Below are 16,089 nucleotides of genomic sequence, written 5' to 3' on the forward strand. Positions count from 1 at the left end.
GGAAGCGAACATGCCTGTTCAACAATTGGCGGTACCTGGCCCCCACAACCCCGGAGCCGACGAGGGCACGCCCTCGGTCGTCGCCCGCTGCCTGAGCAACTTCCGTCTGGAGGTCGACGGGCAGGCCGTGTCACACTGGCGCGCCGGCAAGGCCCGGGCCCTGTTCCAGTACCTGCTGGTCAACCGTGATCGGTTCGTCCACCGGGACCGGCTGCACGAGGTGCTGTGGCCGGAAAGAGCGGACCACCACTCCAGCTCGCTCAAGGTGGCCGTGCACGGCGTACGCCGGGTGCTCAACGAGTTCGAGGACAGGGACGGTTTCACCCTGCTCCACCAGAACCACGGCTACCTGCTGCGGACGAACAGCGCGTGGGTGGACATCGAGGAGTTCCAGCGCGCCTTCGACCGGGGCCGGGACGCCTGGGTCGCCAAGGACCACGACACCGCGATCGCGTGGTTCCAGCGCACCGCCGACCTCTACATCGGTGACTTCCTCACCGGCGAGACCGGCGGCTGGATCAACGAGCAGCGGCAGTGGATGCGCGGGACCGCCCTGCGCGCGCTGTCCGCGCTGCGCAGCGAGTCGCTGGAACGAGAGGACTGGCCGGCCGCGATGCACTGGTGCCGCCGGACCCTCGACGTCGACCCCCACCACGAGGCCACCTACCAGACCCTGATGATGATGCACGGCGAGCTCGACGAGCTCGGCCGCGTCCTGAGCTGGTACGAGGTGTGCCGTCACCGGCTCCGCACCGACCTCGGGGTGGAGCCGAACGAGCGCACCGAGCGGCTGCTGGCCGCGCTGATGCGGGGCCGGAGCCGGCCGCCGTTGACCGGACGGTGACCATGACGACTCCGACGTGGGAGATGGGATCGCGTTCCGCCGTTCCCGGCCCGGGAGGCTCCGGCACGGACGGGGGGCCCGACCTGGAGCGCCTGCGCGCGGCGGTCGGCGAGTTCGCCGGCTACACCGCGGCCGAGCGGTCCTGGGAACGGCTGCTGCTGGCGACCGGGCCGTGGGTCGATCCGGCGCTCGCGGCCCATCGCCGGGCACTGCTGACCTGGTTGAACGCCTGGGGGTGCCGGCTGCGCTACCCGCGCGAGGGCGAGCCGGACGTCTTCTGTGCGGAGACCGGCGCCTGGTGGGGGCGCTGGCGGGATCGCCTTCCCGGCCGGGACGTCGCACTCGCCCAGCTGGGCGACGCCGAGATCGACGCGGTGGGCGAGTGCTACGCGGACCTCGCGGCGATGCGGGCGGCCCCCGGCTCCAGACCCCGCTCGCTGGGGCCGACCGCGGCGACCAAGATGCTGCACGCCCTGCGCCCGCGAGCGCTGATGCCCTGGGACGCCGCCATCGCCGACGCCCTGCACGGTGCCCGTACGGCCGACGCCTACCGCGCGCACCTGCGGCTGGGCCGCCAGTGGGCGCGGCGCCTCCTTTCGGAGGCCGGTCTCGGCGAGGAGGCCTTGGCGGTGCAGCTGGGCCGCCCTGGCCGGCCACTGGCGAAGATGCTGGACGACTACTGCTATCTGGTGTTCACCGCGACGACCTGACCGGGTGTCGCGGTGACGTTCACCGCGCCCCGGCCAGGCCCTCTTCCCATGGTCAGCGCAGTGACCTGACCAGGCTTCGCGCGGCCGTGCGGCTCGCGGCGAGCACCGTCTTGCCCGCGCCGCCGCTGCCCCCGGTGAAGGTGTAGACGCCCTTCGCCAGGGGGCGCAGCGACAGCCCGCCCGTGGGGTGGTAGCACTCGACCGCGGTGACGGCCCTGACCCCCCCACCTGGCGGGCGGTACCCGATCCTGGACTCGGCGACATCCAGGATCCTGCTGGTGAGGGCGGGGTCGATCGGCACGGTTCCAGGGGTGATGTCCCATCTGTCGGTGGGCAGCCCGAGCAGGATCCTTCCCTCCGCGTACGTCCTGCCGTACAGGCCGGACGTGTCGTCGACGAACGCGCCGGGGTTCCTCCCGGCCGCGGGCCCGAGCACGTACTGGATCACCTTGGTGCGCAGTCCCGCGTCCGACAGGCCGGTGCGGGCGAGCAGGTCCTGAGTCCAGGCCCCCGCCGCCACCACGACGGCGTCGAACCTGGCCGGGCTGCCCTCGGCGGGGCGAACCTCGGCCTCCGCGGTGATCCCGTCGACCTGCCCGTCGGTGACGAACGCGCCCGACCGGGCGAGCTCGACCAGGAGCCGGTCGCGGAAGCCGTTCGGGGAGAGGTAGCCGGCGCGTTTCTCGACGACGGCCACGCTTCCCTCGGGCAGCTCGCGGAACGTGCCGCGGCTGCTGAGCTCCTCGCCGCCGATCAGGGAGATCGAGCCGGGCAGGCGGCTGCGCACCAGTTCCACCAGGCCCTCGGTGCCCGGCCCCAGACCGGGGAGCAGGTATACCGAGCCGGTCTCCCGGTAGGAGGCCCACTGGCGCAGCTCCGGACTCGACTGGAGCTCGGCCAGGCTGTCGGCGGCCTCCAGGCAGAGTGCGGGATCTGGTTCGAACGCCCTGGTCAGGCCGCCTGAGGCGGAGCTGGCGTCGGCCCGCCTGTGCGGCTCTCCGGTGTACAGGTGGACGGCGCTGCCCCTGATGACCTCGCACAGCCGCCAGGCCAGCATGGCCCCCGCGATCCCACCGCCCACAACAGCGATTCTGAGCATCTCATCCCTCCGTTCATGTCGCCGAGGCGGTCGCGGGCCGCGACTCGTCGGCCTTGTGCGGGTCACGCATGCCGATCAGGCCCGCCACGGTCGCGATCGCGGAGACCAGGGCCGCCCACAGCCACACCGAGCGTCCGACCTGGAACCACACCAGGGTTCCGATCACCGGCCCGATCGCGGTGCCGAGCCCGAAGACGCTCTGCATGGCGCCGATGTAGCGGCCGCGGAGCCGCTCGGGGCCGGCCAGGGCGGGGTAGGCGAACGTGGTGGGCCCGCCGATGATCTCCGAGAGCGTCCAGACCAGGGTGCCGATCATGAACCAGATCGGGAGCGGGGATATCGCGTAGATCGCGTAGCCGACCGAGACCAGGCCGAGGCCGAGCAGCGCGGTCAGCCGGATCGGCCACTTCTGCACGATCTTCGTCATCGCCAGCTCGCAGGTGATGACGATGAAGCCGTTCAGCGAGACGGCCGCGCCGTACCACCACAGGCTGATCCCGGCGGCGGAGATGTCCAGCGGCAGGGTGGCCGTGTACTGGCAGTAGACGATGGAGGTGAGCAGCATCGCGAGCAGGTAGACGCTGTAGCGCCAGTCGGCGAACACCGCGAGGTAGCCGGAGCGGCCCCGCGTCGCCGGGTCCGCCTCCGCCGCCACCGCCTCCTGCTCCTTCGCCACGTACGCGGCGTGCGCGGCGCGCTTGGGCAGTGCGAACATCACGGTGACGCCGAAGATCAGCGCCGCGGCGGCCTCGCCCCAGAAGAGCGCGTTGTAGGAGACGGACAGCAGCGCGGCGCCGATCAGCGGGGCGGCGGTCATACCGAGGTTCAGGCCGAGCCGGTACATCGCCGTGATCATCACGACCCGGTGCCTCGGCGTCAGCTCGGTCAGCATGGTCTGGGCCGCCGGCCGGTAGAACTGGCCGACCGTACTGACCAGGAAGACCGCGGCGAGCAGCAGCGCGTAGGTCGGGGCGTACAGGATGGACACGATCAGGAGCGCGGAACCGCCCATGCTGATCAGCGTGACCGTCCGGGCACCGAGACGGTCGGACAGCGATCCGCCGGCGAACGAGCCCACCACCGCGCCGGCTCCGTACACGCCCAGCGCCAGCCCGGCCTGGGTGGCGGAGAAACCCCGGTCGGTCAGGAAGAGCACCAGGTAGATCTGGATGAACGCGGCGAGCCTGCTGATGAAGCCACCGAAGAGCAGCGCCTTGACGGCGCGCGGGGTCTCCCGCAGGGTGACGAACACCCCGTCGTCCGGCTTGGCCGGGGGCTCAGGAGGCATGTTCTTCTCGTTCTCGATAACGGCGGTCACGCTGTTGCCCTCACCTTCAGGCAGGCCTCGGCGGCGTCCAGCGCCGCCCGGCATTCGTCGACGGTCTCTGACAGCGCGGTGGCGTAGGCGATACGCCCCCACAGGGTGCCCTTGGGCGGTGGTGAGACGGTCGCCCCGGGGGCGACCACCGGGACCGCCCTGTCGATCTCCGGGGGCAGGCCGGTCTCGTCGAACTCGATCGACTCGATCGTGGTGTCGTCCTCGGCGACGTAGAAGAAGCGCACCCCGCCCACGAGCTTGCGCTCGGGGGCGAGCGCGGGGGTGCGGCCGCAGGCCACCGCGGCGGCGGCCAGGCCGGGGTTGATCCCGGTGGTGAGCAGCCCGAGGTAGGGGATCATGTCCCCGCCCAGGCGGGCGTTCACCTCGATGACGCGCAGTCCCCTGGAGGAGAGCTTGATCTCGGTGTGGGTGAACCCGTCGGTGAACCCGAGAGCGGTGTGCGTGTCCTGCAGGACGCGGCAGAACTCCGGGTCCTGCAGGAGCGCGTCCTGGGCGTCGACGAAGTGACCCACCTCCTCGCAGTACGGCTCGTAGCCCAGGACCTTCCTGCCGAGGAAGAGCGGGGTCACCACGCCGCCCTGGACGACGGCGTCCACGCTGACCTCGGGGCCGTCGGCGAACTCCTCGACCAGGACGGGAATCTCGTAGGTCGCCCCGTCGGGGACCGTCAGCTCCCGGACGAAGGCGAACCGCTCCGCCAGCTCCGAGGGGTCCTCGACCCTGATCACACCCAGGCTGCCGCCGAGGCCACGCGGTTTGAGGATGGCCGGATAGCCGACCTCCTCCGCGGCCCGCAGGGCCTCTTCCAGCGTGGCGACGGCCAGCGACCTGGGCTGCGGCACGCCGAGTGCGTCGAGCGCGACACGGGTGCGGTGCTTGTCGCGGCAGCGGCGCACCATCTCGGGGTCGCCGCCGGGCAGGCCGAGGGCCTCGGAGACGTACGAGGCGGCCAGGATCCTGGCCTCGTCCCAGCAGAGCACCCCGTGCACGGGTTCGCGGGCGGCCAGTTCCAGTGCGACGCCTGCCATCGCGGGGCCGTCGGTCGTGTCGGCGACCACGGTCCAGCCGGTGACGTACTCCTGCTCCCAGCCGGGTTCGGCGGTCACCAGGAGGTGAATGCGGTATTCGGTGGCGATGGAGCGCAGCAGGTACTCGCGGTAGTGCCGCATTCCCGTCGAGACCACCAGGATCAGCGGCCTGGTGTCGGTGGTCATCTCACGCCTCCTTGGCGGTGGTCACGAGCTCCCGGTCGGAGCCCTGCAGTGTGTCGAAGAACTCCTCGCGGACGGACTCGTCCTCGGTGGGGGCGATCCGGGAGGCCGCGTAGCGGAGCAGGGGCGGCGCCATCATCGAGGTCACGACCGCGACCAGGACGATGACCGTGTAGGACGCGGTGGTGAGCACGCCCAGGCGGAGACCGACCATCGCGATGATCACTTCGATCACGCCGCGGGAGTTGAGACCCGCGCCGAGGGCGAGGGCCTCCCAGCGGGTGCGCCTGGCGATGCGCGCCCCGAGGTAGGCGCCGGCGAACTTGGCGGCGATGGCGACGGTCAGCACCACGATCCCCGCCACCAGTACGGGCGGCTTGGCCAGCTCGGTCAGGTCCATCCGCAGGCCCGCCGTGGCGAAGAAGATCGGTGCCAGCACCGCGGCGACGAGCGTCTGCAGGGGGGCCAGCCTGGCGACCTTCAGGTCCGGCGAGGAGCCGACGAGCGCGCCGCAGATGAAGGCGCCGAGGATGGCCTCGAACCCCATCGCCTGGGTGGCCGCGGCCGAGAGCAGGATCATGATCGCCACCGCGGCGATGGTGGTGGCGCTCCCGCCCCGGTCGGCGGCGCGCAGCACCCTGGCGACCACCCGGCGGCCGAGCAGGACGGCCACCAGCACGAGCGCGGCGAGCAGCGCGATCGCGGTCAGTGCGGCCTGCCCGGTGCGTGCCCCGGCGGTGGCGAGCGCGGAGACCACCGAGAGCAGCAGCCAGCCGACCACGTCGTCGACGACCGCGCTGCTCAGGATGAGCTGGCCGATGTCGCGGTGGAGCAGGCGCATCTCCATCAGCACCTTGGCGATGACGGGGATGGCGCTGACGCAGAGCGCGACGCCGAGGAAGAGCGCGAAGACCGTGTGGTCGACGCCCTCGGCGATCATCTCGGCGGGGGCCAGGAAGCCGATCCCGACGCCGAGGACCAGCGGGATGATCAGTCCCATGCCGCTGATCCAGGCGGCGGTCCTGCCCTGGCGGCGGATGAAGCCGAGGTCGAGATGCATGCCGGTCAGGCCCACCAGCAGCAGGACGCCGAGCTGGCCGACGGCGTCGATCATGTGGAATCTGGCCGGGTCGGTGGGGAGCAGCCAGGCGGAGAAGTCGGGGGCGACGTTGGCGAGCAGCGAGGGCCCGATCAGGATGCCCGCGCTGAGCTCACCGAGCAGGGCGGGCAGCCCGAATCTGACGGAGAGGCGGCCCAGGACGGTGGCCAGGCCGAGGAGCAGCCCGAGTTGCAGCAGCAGGATCATGAGGTTCTGCGCGGGGATGACGGCGATGGGTGCCGCGGCGAGGGTCATGGAATCAGCTACCGTTCTCGACGTAGTACCAGTTCTCCGGGCTGATCATCCCGAAGGGGTTGATCGGCTCGAAGCCCCGGAGGTTGTTGGCCACCTCGAACAGCCGCAGCGAGAAGTTCGGGATGAAGATGACCGGGACCTGCTCGGCGATGTAGTCCTGGTACTCGTAGAGCGCGGCCGGGTCGTCGCTGGTCAGGGTGCGGTCGATGAGCTCGTCGGCCTTGGGGTCGGTGTAGTGGCCGAAGTTGCCGCCGGCGTCGGTCCGGAACAGGATCTCGCCGCTCGGGTAGTGGTACACCCAGCCGCCGCCCCAGGTGCTCAGCTCCCACAGGCAGGGGCTGTCGGGTCCGGCGATGCAGGGGGCGTCCTCGGCCACCAGGACCGAGCCGTAGACCTCCTGGAGGCGCAGCTCGATGCCGGCCTTGACGGCGTCGTCGCGGAACTGCTCCATCAGCCGGGTGAGCGCGGGCCGGCCCTCGGCGTACCTGAGGGAGAAGCTGAGTTTGGTACCGCCGGGGATGCCCGCCCCGGCCTGGCCGGGCCCCTCTCCGGGGTTGACGCAGACGGCGGGCGTCACGCTGGTGTCCCAGCCGTTGGCCTCCAGCAGCTCGCGGGCCCGGTCGGGGTCGAAGGGCAGGATCGGCGCGCCCTGCAGGGTGGGCGAGACCAGGTCGCTCACCGGGTAGCGGGGCACCGGGCCGTCCTGCCGGTAGGCGTAGCCGTGGTAGATGTCGCGGGCCGCCCGGTCCTGGTCGAGGGCGTGCTGCATCGCCTGTCTGATGTAGGTCTGGGCGAGCATCTTGCCGGCGACCGTCGGGTTGTTGTAGTTGAGCGGGATGTAGCGGATACAGAAGGCCGCCTGCGGGACCAGCGTGTAGTTCTCGCCCAGCGGGTTGGGGCCGCCCTTGGTGGGGTCGTCCGTCGGCTCGGCGCTGAAGCTCAGCGGCAGGTAGCCGACCTGGATGCCGTCGGGTCCGTCCGGCCCCTCCAGCAGTTTCTGGTACTCCTCCCCGTCGGACATGAAGGGGACCTGCCGGAACTCGTCCAGGTGCGCCTTGTTCGGCCCCGAGTAGTGCTCGTTGGGGACGAAGGTGACGACGCCCTCCATGGTGTAGCTCTTCAGCCGCCACGGGCCGCTGACCACGCTCCACACCGGGCTCGTCGCCCAGTGCACCCGGTCGGAGTTGTCCTCCTCGATGACGCCGCCGTTCTCGCCCATCAGGAAGTCGTAGACCGCGGCCACGTTCTCCAGGCTGTAGGAGGCGTCGGAAGGTCCTTCGGCGGTGCGGTCCCACGCCTTGGGCATCGGGGTGATGGTGCTGAGCTGGTTCATCAGCACCCAGCGCTTGGAGTAGACCTTGTCGAAGGTGAAGTAGACCTTGTCCTCGGCGAGCTTGCCGTAGGAGACCAGGTTGTCGGGGAAGCAGCCGGGGACGTACTCGCCGTAGCGCTCGCCCTTGACCGCCATCATGTTCACCCAGAACAGCACGTTGTCCGCGCAGATCGTCTCGCCGTTGGACCACTTCCAGGGCTTGACGGTGACGGTGACGGTCAGGCCGTCCTCACTCCACTGCGGCGGCTCGCCGATGCTGAGGTCATAGTCGACCTCGGGGGTGCCGTGCGTGCCGAAGAAGTAGAGCGGCCGGTACATCAGGATCTGGAACTCGAGCAGGTTGCGGGTGCCGAAGCGCTCGGGCGGGGTGAAGGGGAAGATGATGGACGGGGGGAATCCCGGCGCGCAGGCCCAGGTCACGGTGCCGCCCTTGACGGGCTTCTCCAGGTTCGGGCGGGCGATGGTGTTCAGGGTCATGTCCGGCTCTCCGTCGTCTGGTGGTTCTGTGCGAACGTCTTCGGGTCGATCTCCTCGAGCAGGGACACGCCGCTGTCCGCGTGGGCGCCGTAGCGCTCCCACGTCTCGTGGAGCAGCACGCGGCCGTCGGGGAGCAGTTCGGGGGTGCTGCGGCAGTGGCCCGACACGACGGCGCCGTTGTCGAGGACCATGGTGTAGGCGAAGTCGAGGGTGCCGTCGGGGGCGCAGAGCCCGGTGAGGGTCCCCCGGCGGGCGTGCCCGCCGGAGAACTCGCCCCACAACAGGTCCCCGTCCTGGCGGTACAGCGCGATCGGGTGCTTCTCGGTGGGGGGGACGCCGCCGGTGGTGAAGCGGCGTCCGTCGTAGTCGATCATGACCGGCCCGCCCTGAGTTCGAGGGTGCAGCACTTGGCGCTGCCACCGGACTTCAGCAGCTCGGAGAGCTCGACGCCGATGGGCTCGTAGCCGCGCTCGCGCAGCTCGTCCATCAGGTGGGTGGCCGAGGGCGGCATCAGGACGTGGCGGCCGTCGGAGACGGCGTTCAGCCCGAACACCTCGGCGTCGGCCTCGTTGGCGATGATCGCGTCGGGGTACAGGACGCGCAGGACGCCCTGGCTCTCCTTGGAGAAGGCTCCCGGGTAGTACATGATCTGGTCGTGGTCGAGCACGGCCAGCGCGGTGTCGAGGTGGTAGAAGTGCGGGTCCACCAGGCGCAGCCCCGCCACGGGCATCCCGAAGAACCGCTCCGCCTCGCGGTGCGAGCGGATGTCGGTGCGGAACCCGGTGCCGGCCAGCAGGTACCTGCCGGCGTGCAGGTAGTCGCCCTCGCCCTCGTTGACGTGGACCGCCTCGCGGGTCTCGTAGCCTCTGGCGCGGAACCACTCCAGGTAGGCGGGGCCCTCCGCGGCCCGCTCCTCGTACCGGAAGCGGGCCGACAGCACCTTTCCGTTGATGACCGTCGCGCCGTTGGCGGCGAACACCATGTCGGGGTAGCCGGGCAGCGGTTCGATGAACTCCACCTGGTGGCCCAGCGCCAGGAAGGCGCGGAGCAGACCGTCCCACTGGAGCCTGGCCAGCGCGCCGTCGACCGGCTTGTCCGGGTTCATCCAGGGGTTGATGGAGTAGACGACGTCGAAGTGAGTGGGCGGGCACATCAGGTAGCGGCGGGTGCGCGCCACTCTCCGGGTCCGCTGCGGCGCCTCGGCGGCCAGCTGTGTCATGCCAGTTCTCCTTCCTGGACGAAAGTGACGTTGATCTTGGATGCGTAGTCGAGCATCGTCTCCCTCGCGTCCTCCAGGGAGGTGCCGGTGGTGCCGAGGAAGCCGAGGATGCTGTTGCCCTCCGGCGGACGCCGGATGACGTCCCCGGGCCTGGCGGTGATCTTGAGGAAGAAGACCCGGTCGGACTCGGCGACCTCGGCCGGCACCTCGATCGAGGCGACCCGGCCGGCGTCGCAGAGCAGGCACATCGCGGTGACGTGGACGCCGGTCGGCCGGTAGTGACGCACCCTCGGCGTGGCACCCCGCGCCACGTCCATGACCGCGCGGATCGGGTTGTGCGTGGCGGTGATCCCGGCGATGAGATCCAGCCCCCCGCCGCCGGGCCGGATCGCGATCTCCAGCAGGTACGGCTCGCCCCGGTGGAAGCGGACCTCGGCGTGCAGCACGCTGCGCCGCAGCCCCTGGGCGTGCGCGCCGGCCCTGACCACGCGATGGACCGCGGCCACCTGCTCGGTGGTGAGCGAGGTCGGCGCGTGGTGCACGTCGTCGTCGAAGGTGCCGCCCTCGACGGTGATCCGGTCCACGATGGAGCCGAGGTAGACCTCGTCGTCCCAGGCCACGGCCTCGATGAGGAACTCCTCGCCGTCCAGGAACGACTCGATCAGCAGGCCGTGCGGGCCGAGGTCGAGGCCGTGCGCCTCCATCTCGAACCACGACATCCCCTCGATGCCCTCAAGGGCCTGCGGGAACAGCTCGGCCATCTCCTCGCTGTCGTCGACCTTGAACACGAAGTTGCTCGCGGCGCCCAGCGTGGGCTTGAGGATGACCGGGTAGCCGAAGTCGTCCGCGGCTCCGAGCGCCTCCTCCAGGTCGGTGACGAAGCGGAAGTCCGGATGCGGGGCGCCGTACCTGTGGTGCGCCTCGCGCATCAGCAGCTTGTTACGGCTGGTCCTGGCCGCCTCGACGCCCACGCCCGGCAGGCCGAGCGCCTCCGCGACCGCCGCGACCGTGGTCACGGCCGACTCGGAGAAGGTGATGATCCCGTCGAAGCGCTCCTGCTCGTGCCAGTTCTTGGCCTCGGTGATGAGGTCGTCGATGCGCTGGGAACCCGCGACGCGGTAGCGGTCCTTGGGCCAGAAGTCCGGGGTGCCGATGCCGTTGAGCACGTAGAGCTCGGCACCGAAGTCCTGAACCTGCTGGTAGCGGGACTGGTAGTAGGTGGCGTTCTGTCTGGCTTCAAGGGCGAGGAGTTTCATCGGGGACTCCCGGGCAGTCGCGGTAGTGAGAAGGCGTCGATCGTCTCGGCGGAGGTGTCGAGGGTGAGCTCGACGCCCGCCGCCTCGGCCTCGGCCGCTACGTCGATCAGGATGGGCGCGGCGCAGGCCAGGAAGGCGCGTACCTCCATCAGCAGGTCACCGGTCTCGTCACGCTCGGCGGTCAGCAACCTGCCGAGCTGGGTGACGATGCCGTCCGCCGCCCTGGTCAGGCTGAAGGAGGTGAGGTCGTAGCAGAGCCTGAACCTCTCGACGATCACCGCGGCCCGGCGCCGGCCGGCGGCGGTGACCTTGAGCTCCTCCCCCGGGTCCGTGACAAGGCTGTCGAGACGGTCGGCAAGCGCGTTCCACGGCTCGCGCAGCCGCCTGCCGGTGACCTTGTCGAGTCCCTCCCTGGTGAAGTTGGCCCGCTGGTCCTCGGGGCAGGTGAGTGCGAGGTAGAACCGGACGAGGTCGCGCGGTACCTCGGCGACCAGATCGGCGCCGCGGATCAGGTGGTTACGGCTGGTGGAGAACTTCTCGTTCTCCAGCTCGTAGAACTCGTTGCAGACGTTGGCGTCCGGGGTGATGTAGCGGTCGCCGTGGGCCAGCAGCATGACCAGGTCGACCATGCCCCAGAAGTAGACGTTGTCGAAGCCGTGGAAGTAGACCAGGTGGTTGCCGCTCTCGGCACGCCAGGCGCTGTCGACGGGGCCCTCGGGCCCGCCGGCCGCCTTCCAGGTGCTGTAGATCGAGGCGGGCATCGCCTCGACCCACGGATAGAGGATCTGCCCGGGGGTCTCGGCGAACGGCGCCTCGATGCCCCACCCCGGTGACGGCACCGTGATCGGGATCTCCGGGAGCGGCCGGGCCAGGATCTCGCGGATGAGCTGCCTGCTGTGCCCCCGCCAGGTGCTCGTCCGGGCGGCGTAGTAGGCGGTGAGCTCCTCCCGGTAGTTCTCGATGGGCAGGACCAGGACGGTGACCTCGCGCGAGGTCACCGGGTCGTCGGGGTCCAGCACCGAGCGCGGGTCGCCGAGGTCGTCGAAGTGGTTGGGGTGGCCGCAGCCCTCGCACGACCCGCCGCAGCTCTCGGTCAGGCAGGCCGGGCACTCGCCCTTGACCAGCCCGTCGAACAGGTGGGTTCCCGCGTTCTCCGCGTACGGCATGCGCACGGTACGGAGTTCGAAGCGACCCTGGCGGTGCAGGGCGGTGACGAAGTCGAGCACGGTCTGCCGGTAGGCGTCGTCGACGGGCGGCAGCGGGGCCAGCGAGATGCCCATCGCCTCGACCGACCGCTGGATGGCCGCGGTGGAGGTCGCGCACAGCTCGGCGGGCGTGGTGCCGTGCTTGCGGGCGGTCGAGATCATGTAGGACTGGCTGTCGTCGGTGCAGGTGTTGTAGTTGACGGGGCGACCGTCGGCCCGCAGGTAGCGGGCGTAGACGTCACCGGCGATGTAGGGGCCGGCCATGTGGCCGACGTGCAGGTCGCCATTCGGCGTCGGGGTGGCGGCGATGACGATCGTCCCCGTCATTTCTCCTCCAGGTGCCGGGCTTCGAACGCGCGGGCGAGGTCGTGGTCCCACCAGATGCCGTACATCTCGAAGTCGGCGGTGCCGTCGTTGACCACCTGGTGGTCGGTGCCGGGCGGGAAGTAGGCGACGTCCCCGGCGGCGAAGGGAGCGCGCTCGCCCTCGCTCTCCAGGACCGCCTCGCCGGAGACCGCGATGAAGATCTCGTACTCGTGGTGGGCGTGCCGGGTCGAGGCGGTGCCGGGCGCGATGACGCACCAGGCCCCCTCGAACGGGGCGTTCAGCGTCTCCCAGGGCAGCAGCCTCTTGGCGAGCAGGCCGTTGTCCGGGCGCAGGTGGGCAGGGTCATAGGAACGGAGGTCCACGGGGATTCTCCTCAGTGGGTTTCAGGGGGGCTCTGGGGGATCAGGAGGCGACCGGCAGGGCGAACGGTGACAGGAGCTCGGCGGTGGCCTGGCTCTCCTGGATGTCGCCGACGATCTCCTCCGCCCGGTTGGCCAGCGTGCTGAGCAGGGAGTCGGCGATGCCGTGCGTGTCCTCGTTGACGCCCTGCAGGTAACAGGCGGCGCTCGACCCGGCGGGCAGGGTCAGCTTGTAGAAACGGTCGACATCGATCTCGTCAAGGCCGGCCTTGGTGGCCAGGTCGCGGACGAGCGAGGGCATCCGGCGGTCGAAGCCGGTGCCGAGCAGCAGGACGTCGCAGGGCAGTTCGTCGTGACGACCGCTCTTCCTGTCCGTGAGGGTGAGGACGATCTCGTCGCCCTCGATCCTGGCCTGGGAGATCTCGGCCATCGTGATGACCCGGATCCTCTCCTGTCCGGTGAGGCGCTCCAGATAGATCTGCCGGTAGAGGCTTTCGAGCAGGCCCGGGGAGAGACCCGCGTAGTTGGTCCGGTGCATCTCGGCGAGAAGCTGGCGGCGGGCATCGGGACGCGATTCGTAGAACTCATCGACGAAGGAGGGGTAGAAGAGTTCGTTGGTGAACTTGCTGCTCTCGTAGCCGTTGAGACCGATGGAGCGCATGATCATCGTGCACTCGGCGTTGGGCATGCTCTGGTGGGTGGCCCACAGCATCTCGGCCGCGCTCTGCGCGCCGCCGATGACCGCGACCCGGTGCGGGGCGTCGTGGTCGAGCCCGGCGATCCCCCTGCTGTACTCGGTGCTGTGGATGATCCGCTCGCGAGGAAGCGTCTCGAACACCTCGGGGATGTGCGCATCGCGGCCCGCGCCGACCACCAGGGTGCGGCAGCCGATGGTCGAGCCGTCGGCGAGCCGGACGATCCAGCGCTCGACCCGGCCGTCACCGGACAGGATCGGATTGGCCGCCACACAGCGCCGGCCGTACTCGATGCGCACCTTGGCGAGCGACTCCGCGACCCAGATCAGGTAATTCGAAATCTCCATTCTGTACGGGGTGAAACTGCCCAGGTTGACGAATTCATTGAGCCTTCCCACCGAGTGCAGGTGGTTCACGAAGGAGAATCTGCTCTGCGGGTTCCTCAGGGTGACCAGGTCCTTGAGAAAGGAGACCTGGCTCTGCGTCCAGGGCAGCAGCATTCCCCGCTGCCAGGTCACGTCCTCGTGCTGCTCTATGATCAGCGTTCTGGTTGCCAGTTCCGGAGCGAGCTCTTCGAGAGCCACGGCGAGGGCGAGGTTGGACGGCCCTGCGCCGAGAGCGAGTAACTCGACTTCCTGGTGCTTCACGGTGGTCGCCTCCCGGACGACTTCTCGGGCGGGATGCCCGTTACGAATGGGTTTCTCCTGGTCGGCTCACTGCCAGCCGGCTCCACCGGCCAGGATGAGGGCCGCGGCCGCCGCGGGGCCCCCGGCCTTCTTCCCGGTCGTGGTCGCGGCCGCCACGGCGGTCGCGAGGATGGCGGTGAGCGAGCGGACGCCGATTACGGGGGCGACTGGACAAACCGCGGCATTCATCGTTCTTCTCCCTTTCGGCCGGTAATCATCGGCGCCCTTTTCACTGTTTCCCGGGTGATCTTCCGGCTTACTTTCACCGGACATTTCCCGTTTTGTTCTGACACTTCGATTCTTGGCTGATATCCGGGTATTCCGGAAGGCCTCGGGGCTGTCAGCGCGCTGCAATGGCAGGACGCTGACAGGCCTGGCCGCCGGAGTCCTCGAAACGGGTGAGAGCGAGGGCGAGGTCGGCGCCACAACCCAGCAGCGACCAGCCCGCGAGCTCGGGCACGTCGCCGAGACAGCGCCCGCAGAGCCGGGCCGCCGCACTCTCGGCGGCGTCGAGGGTGCGTCTGCGAATGAAGAGGCCGAGGGCCACGCCGTCGGCGCGCTCCTCGCCGTAGACGTGCTCGAGCCCCTCCTCGGGCTCCGCCAGCACCAGGAGCAGACGTCGGATCTCGCGCGCGGACATCCGGCCGCCGGGTGGGGCCAGGCGGCCTTCGATCTCGGGGGCGCGTAGGCGCACGTTGATGAGATACATGAATCGACAGTGGTCGGCATGTGGCGAATAGAACAGGTATTTCCCCTGGCAGGTCCCTAACGTGGCAGGGTCATGCCAGCGCGGGCCGGCCCGGGAGCAGCTCTCCCGCCACCCGCTGTTCCGGCCCCCGACGTGCCCCGGGGCCGCCGCATAACCCCGTCGTCACTGCGCCTGGCTAATTTCAGGCTGAGACCATCGTGGGTCCTGCCCGCAGATCGGGTCTTGGTCATGCTCGAACCGTGGAGGAGTCGTGCTCATGCTGCTTGGCATCGGGTCCGCCGAGGAAACCGTCTACCGAACCATCCTGGAGAATCCCTCCTACGGCGTGATGGAACTGAGCCTTGAGCTGGGCTGGCCGGTCCATCAGATCCGCAACACGCTGGACGAGCTGGCCAAGCTGTCGCTCCTGCGCCCCTCCTGGGAGGAGCCGGACGTGCTGCGCCTGGTCCGGCCGGAGGTGGGGCTGGCCGCGCTGCTGGCCCGCGAGGAGGCCGCGCTGCTGGCCAAGCAGCAGGAGATCGAGCGGAGCCGGATGGCCGTCGCCCAGATGATCGCGGCCTACGCCGACCAGAACCCGGCGCGCTCCGGCGAGGACTCCGAGTCACTCGTCGGCATCGACACGATCCGCACCAGGATCGAGGAGCAGGTCGCCGAGTGCCGGCAGGAGTTGCTCGGGTTCGAGCCGAAGAGCGCCCAGACGCCGGACAACATCGCGGCGAGCCGTCCCCTGGACGAGGCGCTGCTCGACCGGGGTGCGGCGATCCGCGTCGTCTACACCGACAGCATCCGCAACGACCAGCCGACCAGCGCGTACGCGGCCTGGCTCACCGACCGTGGCGGCCAGGTGCGCACCACTCCCGGCCTTCCGCTCCGCATGCTCGTCTTCGACCGCCGGGTGGCCCTGCTGCCGATGGATCCCGAGGACAGCGGCGTCGGCGCGGTCCTGCTCCGCGGCGCGGGCGTCGTCACCGCCCTGGTCGCGCTGTTCGAGCAGACCTGGGGTGCCGCCACCCCCCTCGGTGCGGAGCGCAGACGCGACGAGAAGGGCCTCAGCCATCAGGAGCGCGAGGTGCTCCGCCTGCTCTCCGCGGGACTCACCGACGAGGCGGTGGCCCGCAGGCTCGACGTCTCGGTACGCACCCTGCGTCGTGTCACCGCCGACCTGATGGAGCGGCTCGAAGCACGCAGCCGTTTCCAGGCCGGCTACCTCGCGGCCACCAGAGGGTGGCTGCCCCGCCCGTGACGGCGGCTCCGCCTCCCGCCGGA

16 protein-coding genes are annotated in these 16,089 nt (G+C 70.0%); 3 read left to right on the forward strand and 13 right to left on the reverse strand.

What is annotated here, in order from left to right; all coding sequences use genetic code 11:
• Positions 1–10 precede the first annotated feature (10 nt).
• Both ABT061_RS20490 and ABT061_RS20495 read left to right on the forward strand, forming a co-directional pair.
• Positions 11–844 (forward strand): AfsR/SARP family transcriptional regulator, encoded by an 834-nt coding sequence (locus tag ABT061_RS20490; protein WP_350919880.1) that lies wholly within the window; start codon positions 11–13, stop codon positions 842–844.
• 2 nt (positions 845–846) lie between these two features.
• Entirely contained in the window at positions 847–1,554 is a 708-nt protein-coding gene (locus ABT061_RS20495) for a hypothetical protein (protein ID WP_350919883.1), read from the forward strand.
• 52 nt (positions 1,555–1,606) lie between these two features.
• Here the strand turns inward: ABT061_RS20495 and ABT061_RS20500 are convergent, their stop codons facing one another.
• The 13 genes from ABT061_RS20500 to ABT061_RS20560 form a co-directional block, all read right to left on the reverse strand.
• Positions 1,607–2,653, reverse strand: coding sequence for an FAD-dependent oxidoreductase (locus ABT061_RS20500; protein ID WP_350919886.1), 1,047 nt, complete (start codon positions 2,651–2,653; stop codon positions 1,607–1,609).
• A 13-nt stretch (positions 2,654–2,666) separates the two neighbouring features.
• A complete protein-coding gene (locus ABT061_RS20505) occupies positions 2,667–3,971 on the reverse strand; it encodes an MFS transporter (protein WP_350919889.1) in 1,305 nt (434 codons plus the stop codon).
• On the reverse strand, positions 3,968–5,206 hold the full coding sequence (locus ABT061_RS20510) for an ATP-grasp domain-containing protein (RefSeq protein ID WP_350919892.1): 1,239 nt from the start codon (positions 5,204–5,206) through the stop codon (positions 3,968–3,970). Before ABT061_RS20510 ends, ABT061_RS20505 begins: the two co-directional genes overlap by 4 nt.
• 1 nt (position 5,207) lies before the next feature.
• Positions 5,208–6,557, reverse strand: coding sequence for a cation:proton antiporter (locus tag ABT061_RS20515; protein WP_350919895.1), 1,350 nt, complete (start codon positions 6,555–6,557; stop codon positions 5,208–5,210).
• Positions 6,558–6,561: 4 nt separating this feature from the next.
• Complete coding sequence (locus ABT061_RS20520; RefSeq protein WP_350919898.1) at positions 6,562–8,367, reverse strand: ABC transporter substrate-binding protein; 1,806 nt, start codon at positions 8,365–8,367, stop codon at positions 6,562–6,564.
• Positions 8,364–8,741: an avidin-fold protein gene (locus tag ABT061_RS20525; protein ID WP_350919901.1), complete on the reverse strand. Its 378-nt coding sequence runs from the start codon at positions 8,739–8,741 to the stop codon at positions 8,364–8,366. The genes ABT061_RS20520 and ABT061_RS20525 overlap by 4 nt, the downstream gene beginning before the upstream one ends.
• Positions 8,738–9,586, reverse strand: coding sequence for a dimethylargininase (gene ddaH, locus ABT061_RS20530; protein ID WP_350919903.1), 849 nt, complete (start codon positions 9,584–9,586; stop codon positions 8,738–8,740). The genes ABT061_RS20525 and ddaH overlap by 4 nt, the downstream gene beginning before the upstream one ends.
• A complete protein-coding gene (locus ABT061_RS20535; RefSeq protein WP_350919906.1) occupies positions 9,583–10,842 on the reverse strand; it encodes an ATP-grasp domain-containing protein in 1,260 nt (419 codons plus the stop codon). The genes ddaH and ABT061_RS20535 overlap by 4 nt, the downstream gene beginning before the upstream one ends.
• Positions 10,839–12,374 carry a class I tRNA ligase family protein gene (locus tag ABT061_RS20540; RefSeq protein ID WP_350919909.1) on the reverse strand — a complete coding sequence of 512 codons (1,536 nt, stop codon included), beginning with the start codon at positions 12,372–12,374 and terminating at the stop codon, positions 10,839–10,841. Before ABT061_RS20540 ends, ABT061_RS20535 begins: the two co-directional genes overlap by 4 nt.
• Entirely contained in the window at positions 12,371–12,736 is a 366-nt protein-coding gene (locus ABT061_RS20545; RefSeq protein ID WP_350919912.1) for a cupin domain-containing protein, read from the reverse strand. The genes ABT061_RS20540 and ABT061_RS20545 overlap by 4 nt, the downstream gene beginning before the upstream one ends.
• Positions 12,737–12,776: 40 nt before the next feature.
• Entirely contained in the window at positions 12,777–14,075 is a 1,299-nt protein-coding gene (locus ABT061_RS20550) for a SidA/IucD/PvdA family monooxygenase (protein WP_350919915.1), read from the reverse strand.
• Positions 14,076–14,141: 66 nt separating this feature from the next.
• Complete coding sequence (locus tag ABT061_RS20555) at positions 14,142–14,303, reverse strand: hypothetical protein (RefSeq protein WP_350919918.1); 162 nt, start codon at positions 14,301–14,303, stop codon at positions 14,142–14,144.
• 151 nt (positions 14,304–14,454) lie between these two features.
• Positions 14,455–14,823, reverse strand: a complete 369-nt coding sequence (locus tag ABT061_RS20560; RefSeq protein ID WP_350919920.1) for a hypothetical protein — start codon at positions 14,821–14,823, stop codon at positions 14,455–14,457.
• A 256-nt stretch (positions 14,824–15,079) separates the two neighbouring features.
• On the opposite strand from ABT061_RS20560, the gene ABT061_RS20565 reads away from it, so the two are divergent.
• Entirely contained in the window at positions 15,080–16,066 is a 987-nt protein-coding gene (locus ABT061_RS20565) for a LuxR C-terminal-related transcriptional regulator (protein ID WP_350919923.1), read from the forward strand.
• The last annotated feature ends 23 nt before the right edge of the window (positions 16,067–16,089 follow it).

It is taken from the genome of Streptosporangium sp. NPDC002544 (assembly GCF_040295965.1).
Lineage (GTDB): Bacteria > Actinomycetota > Actinomycetes > Streptosporangiales > Streptosporangiaceae > Streptosporangium.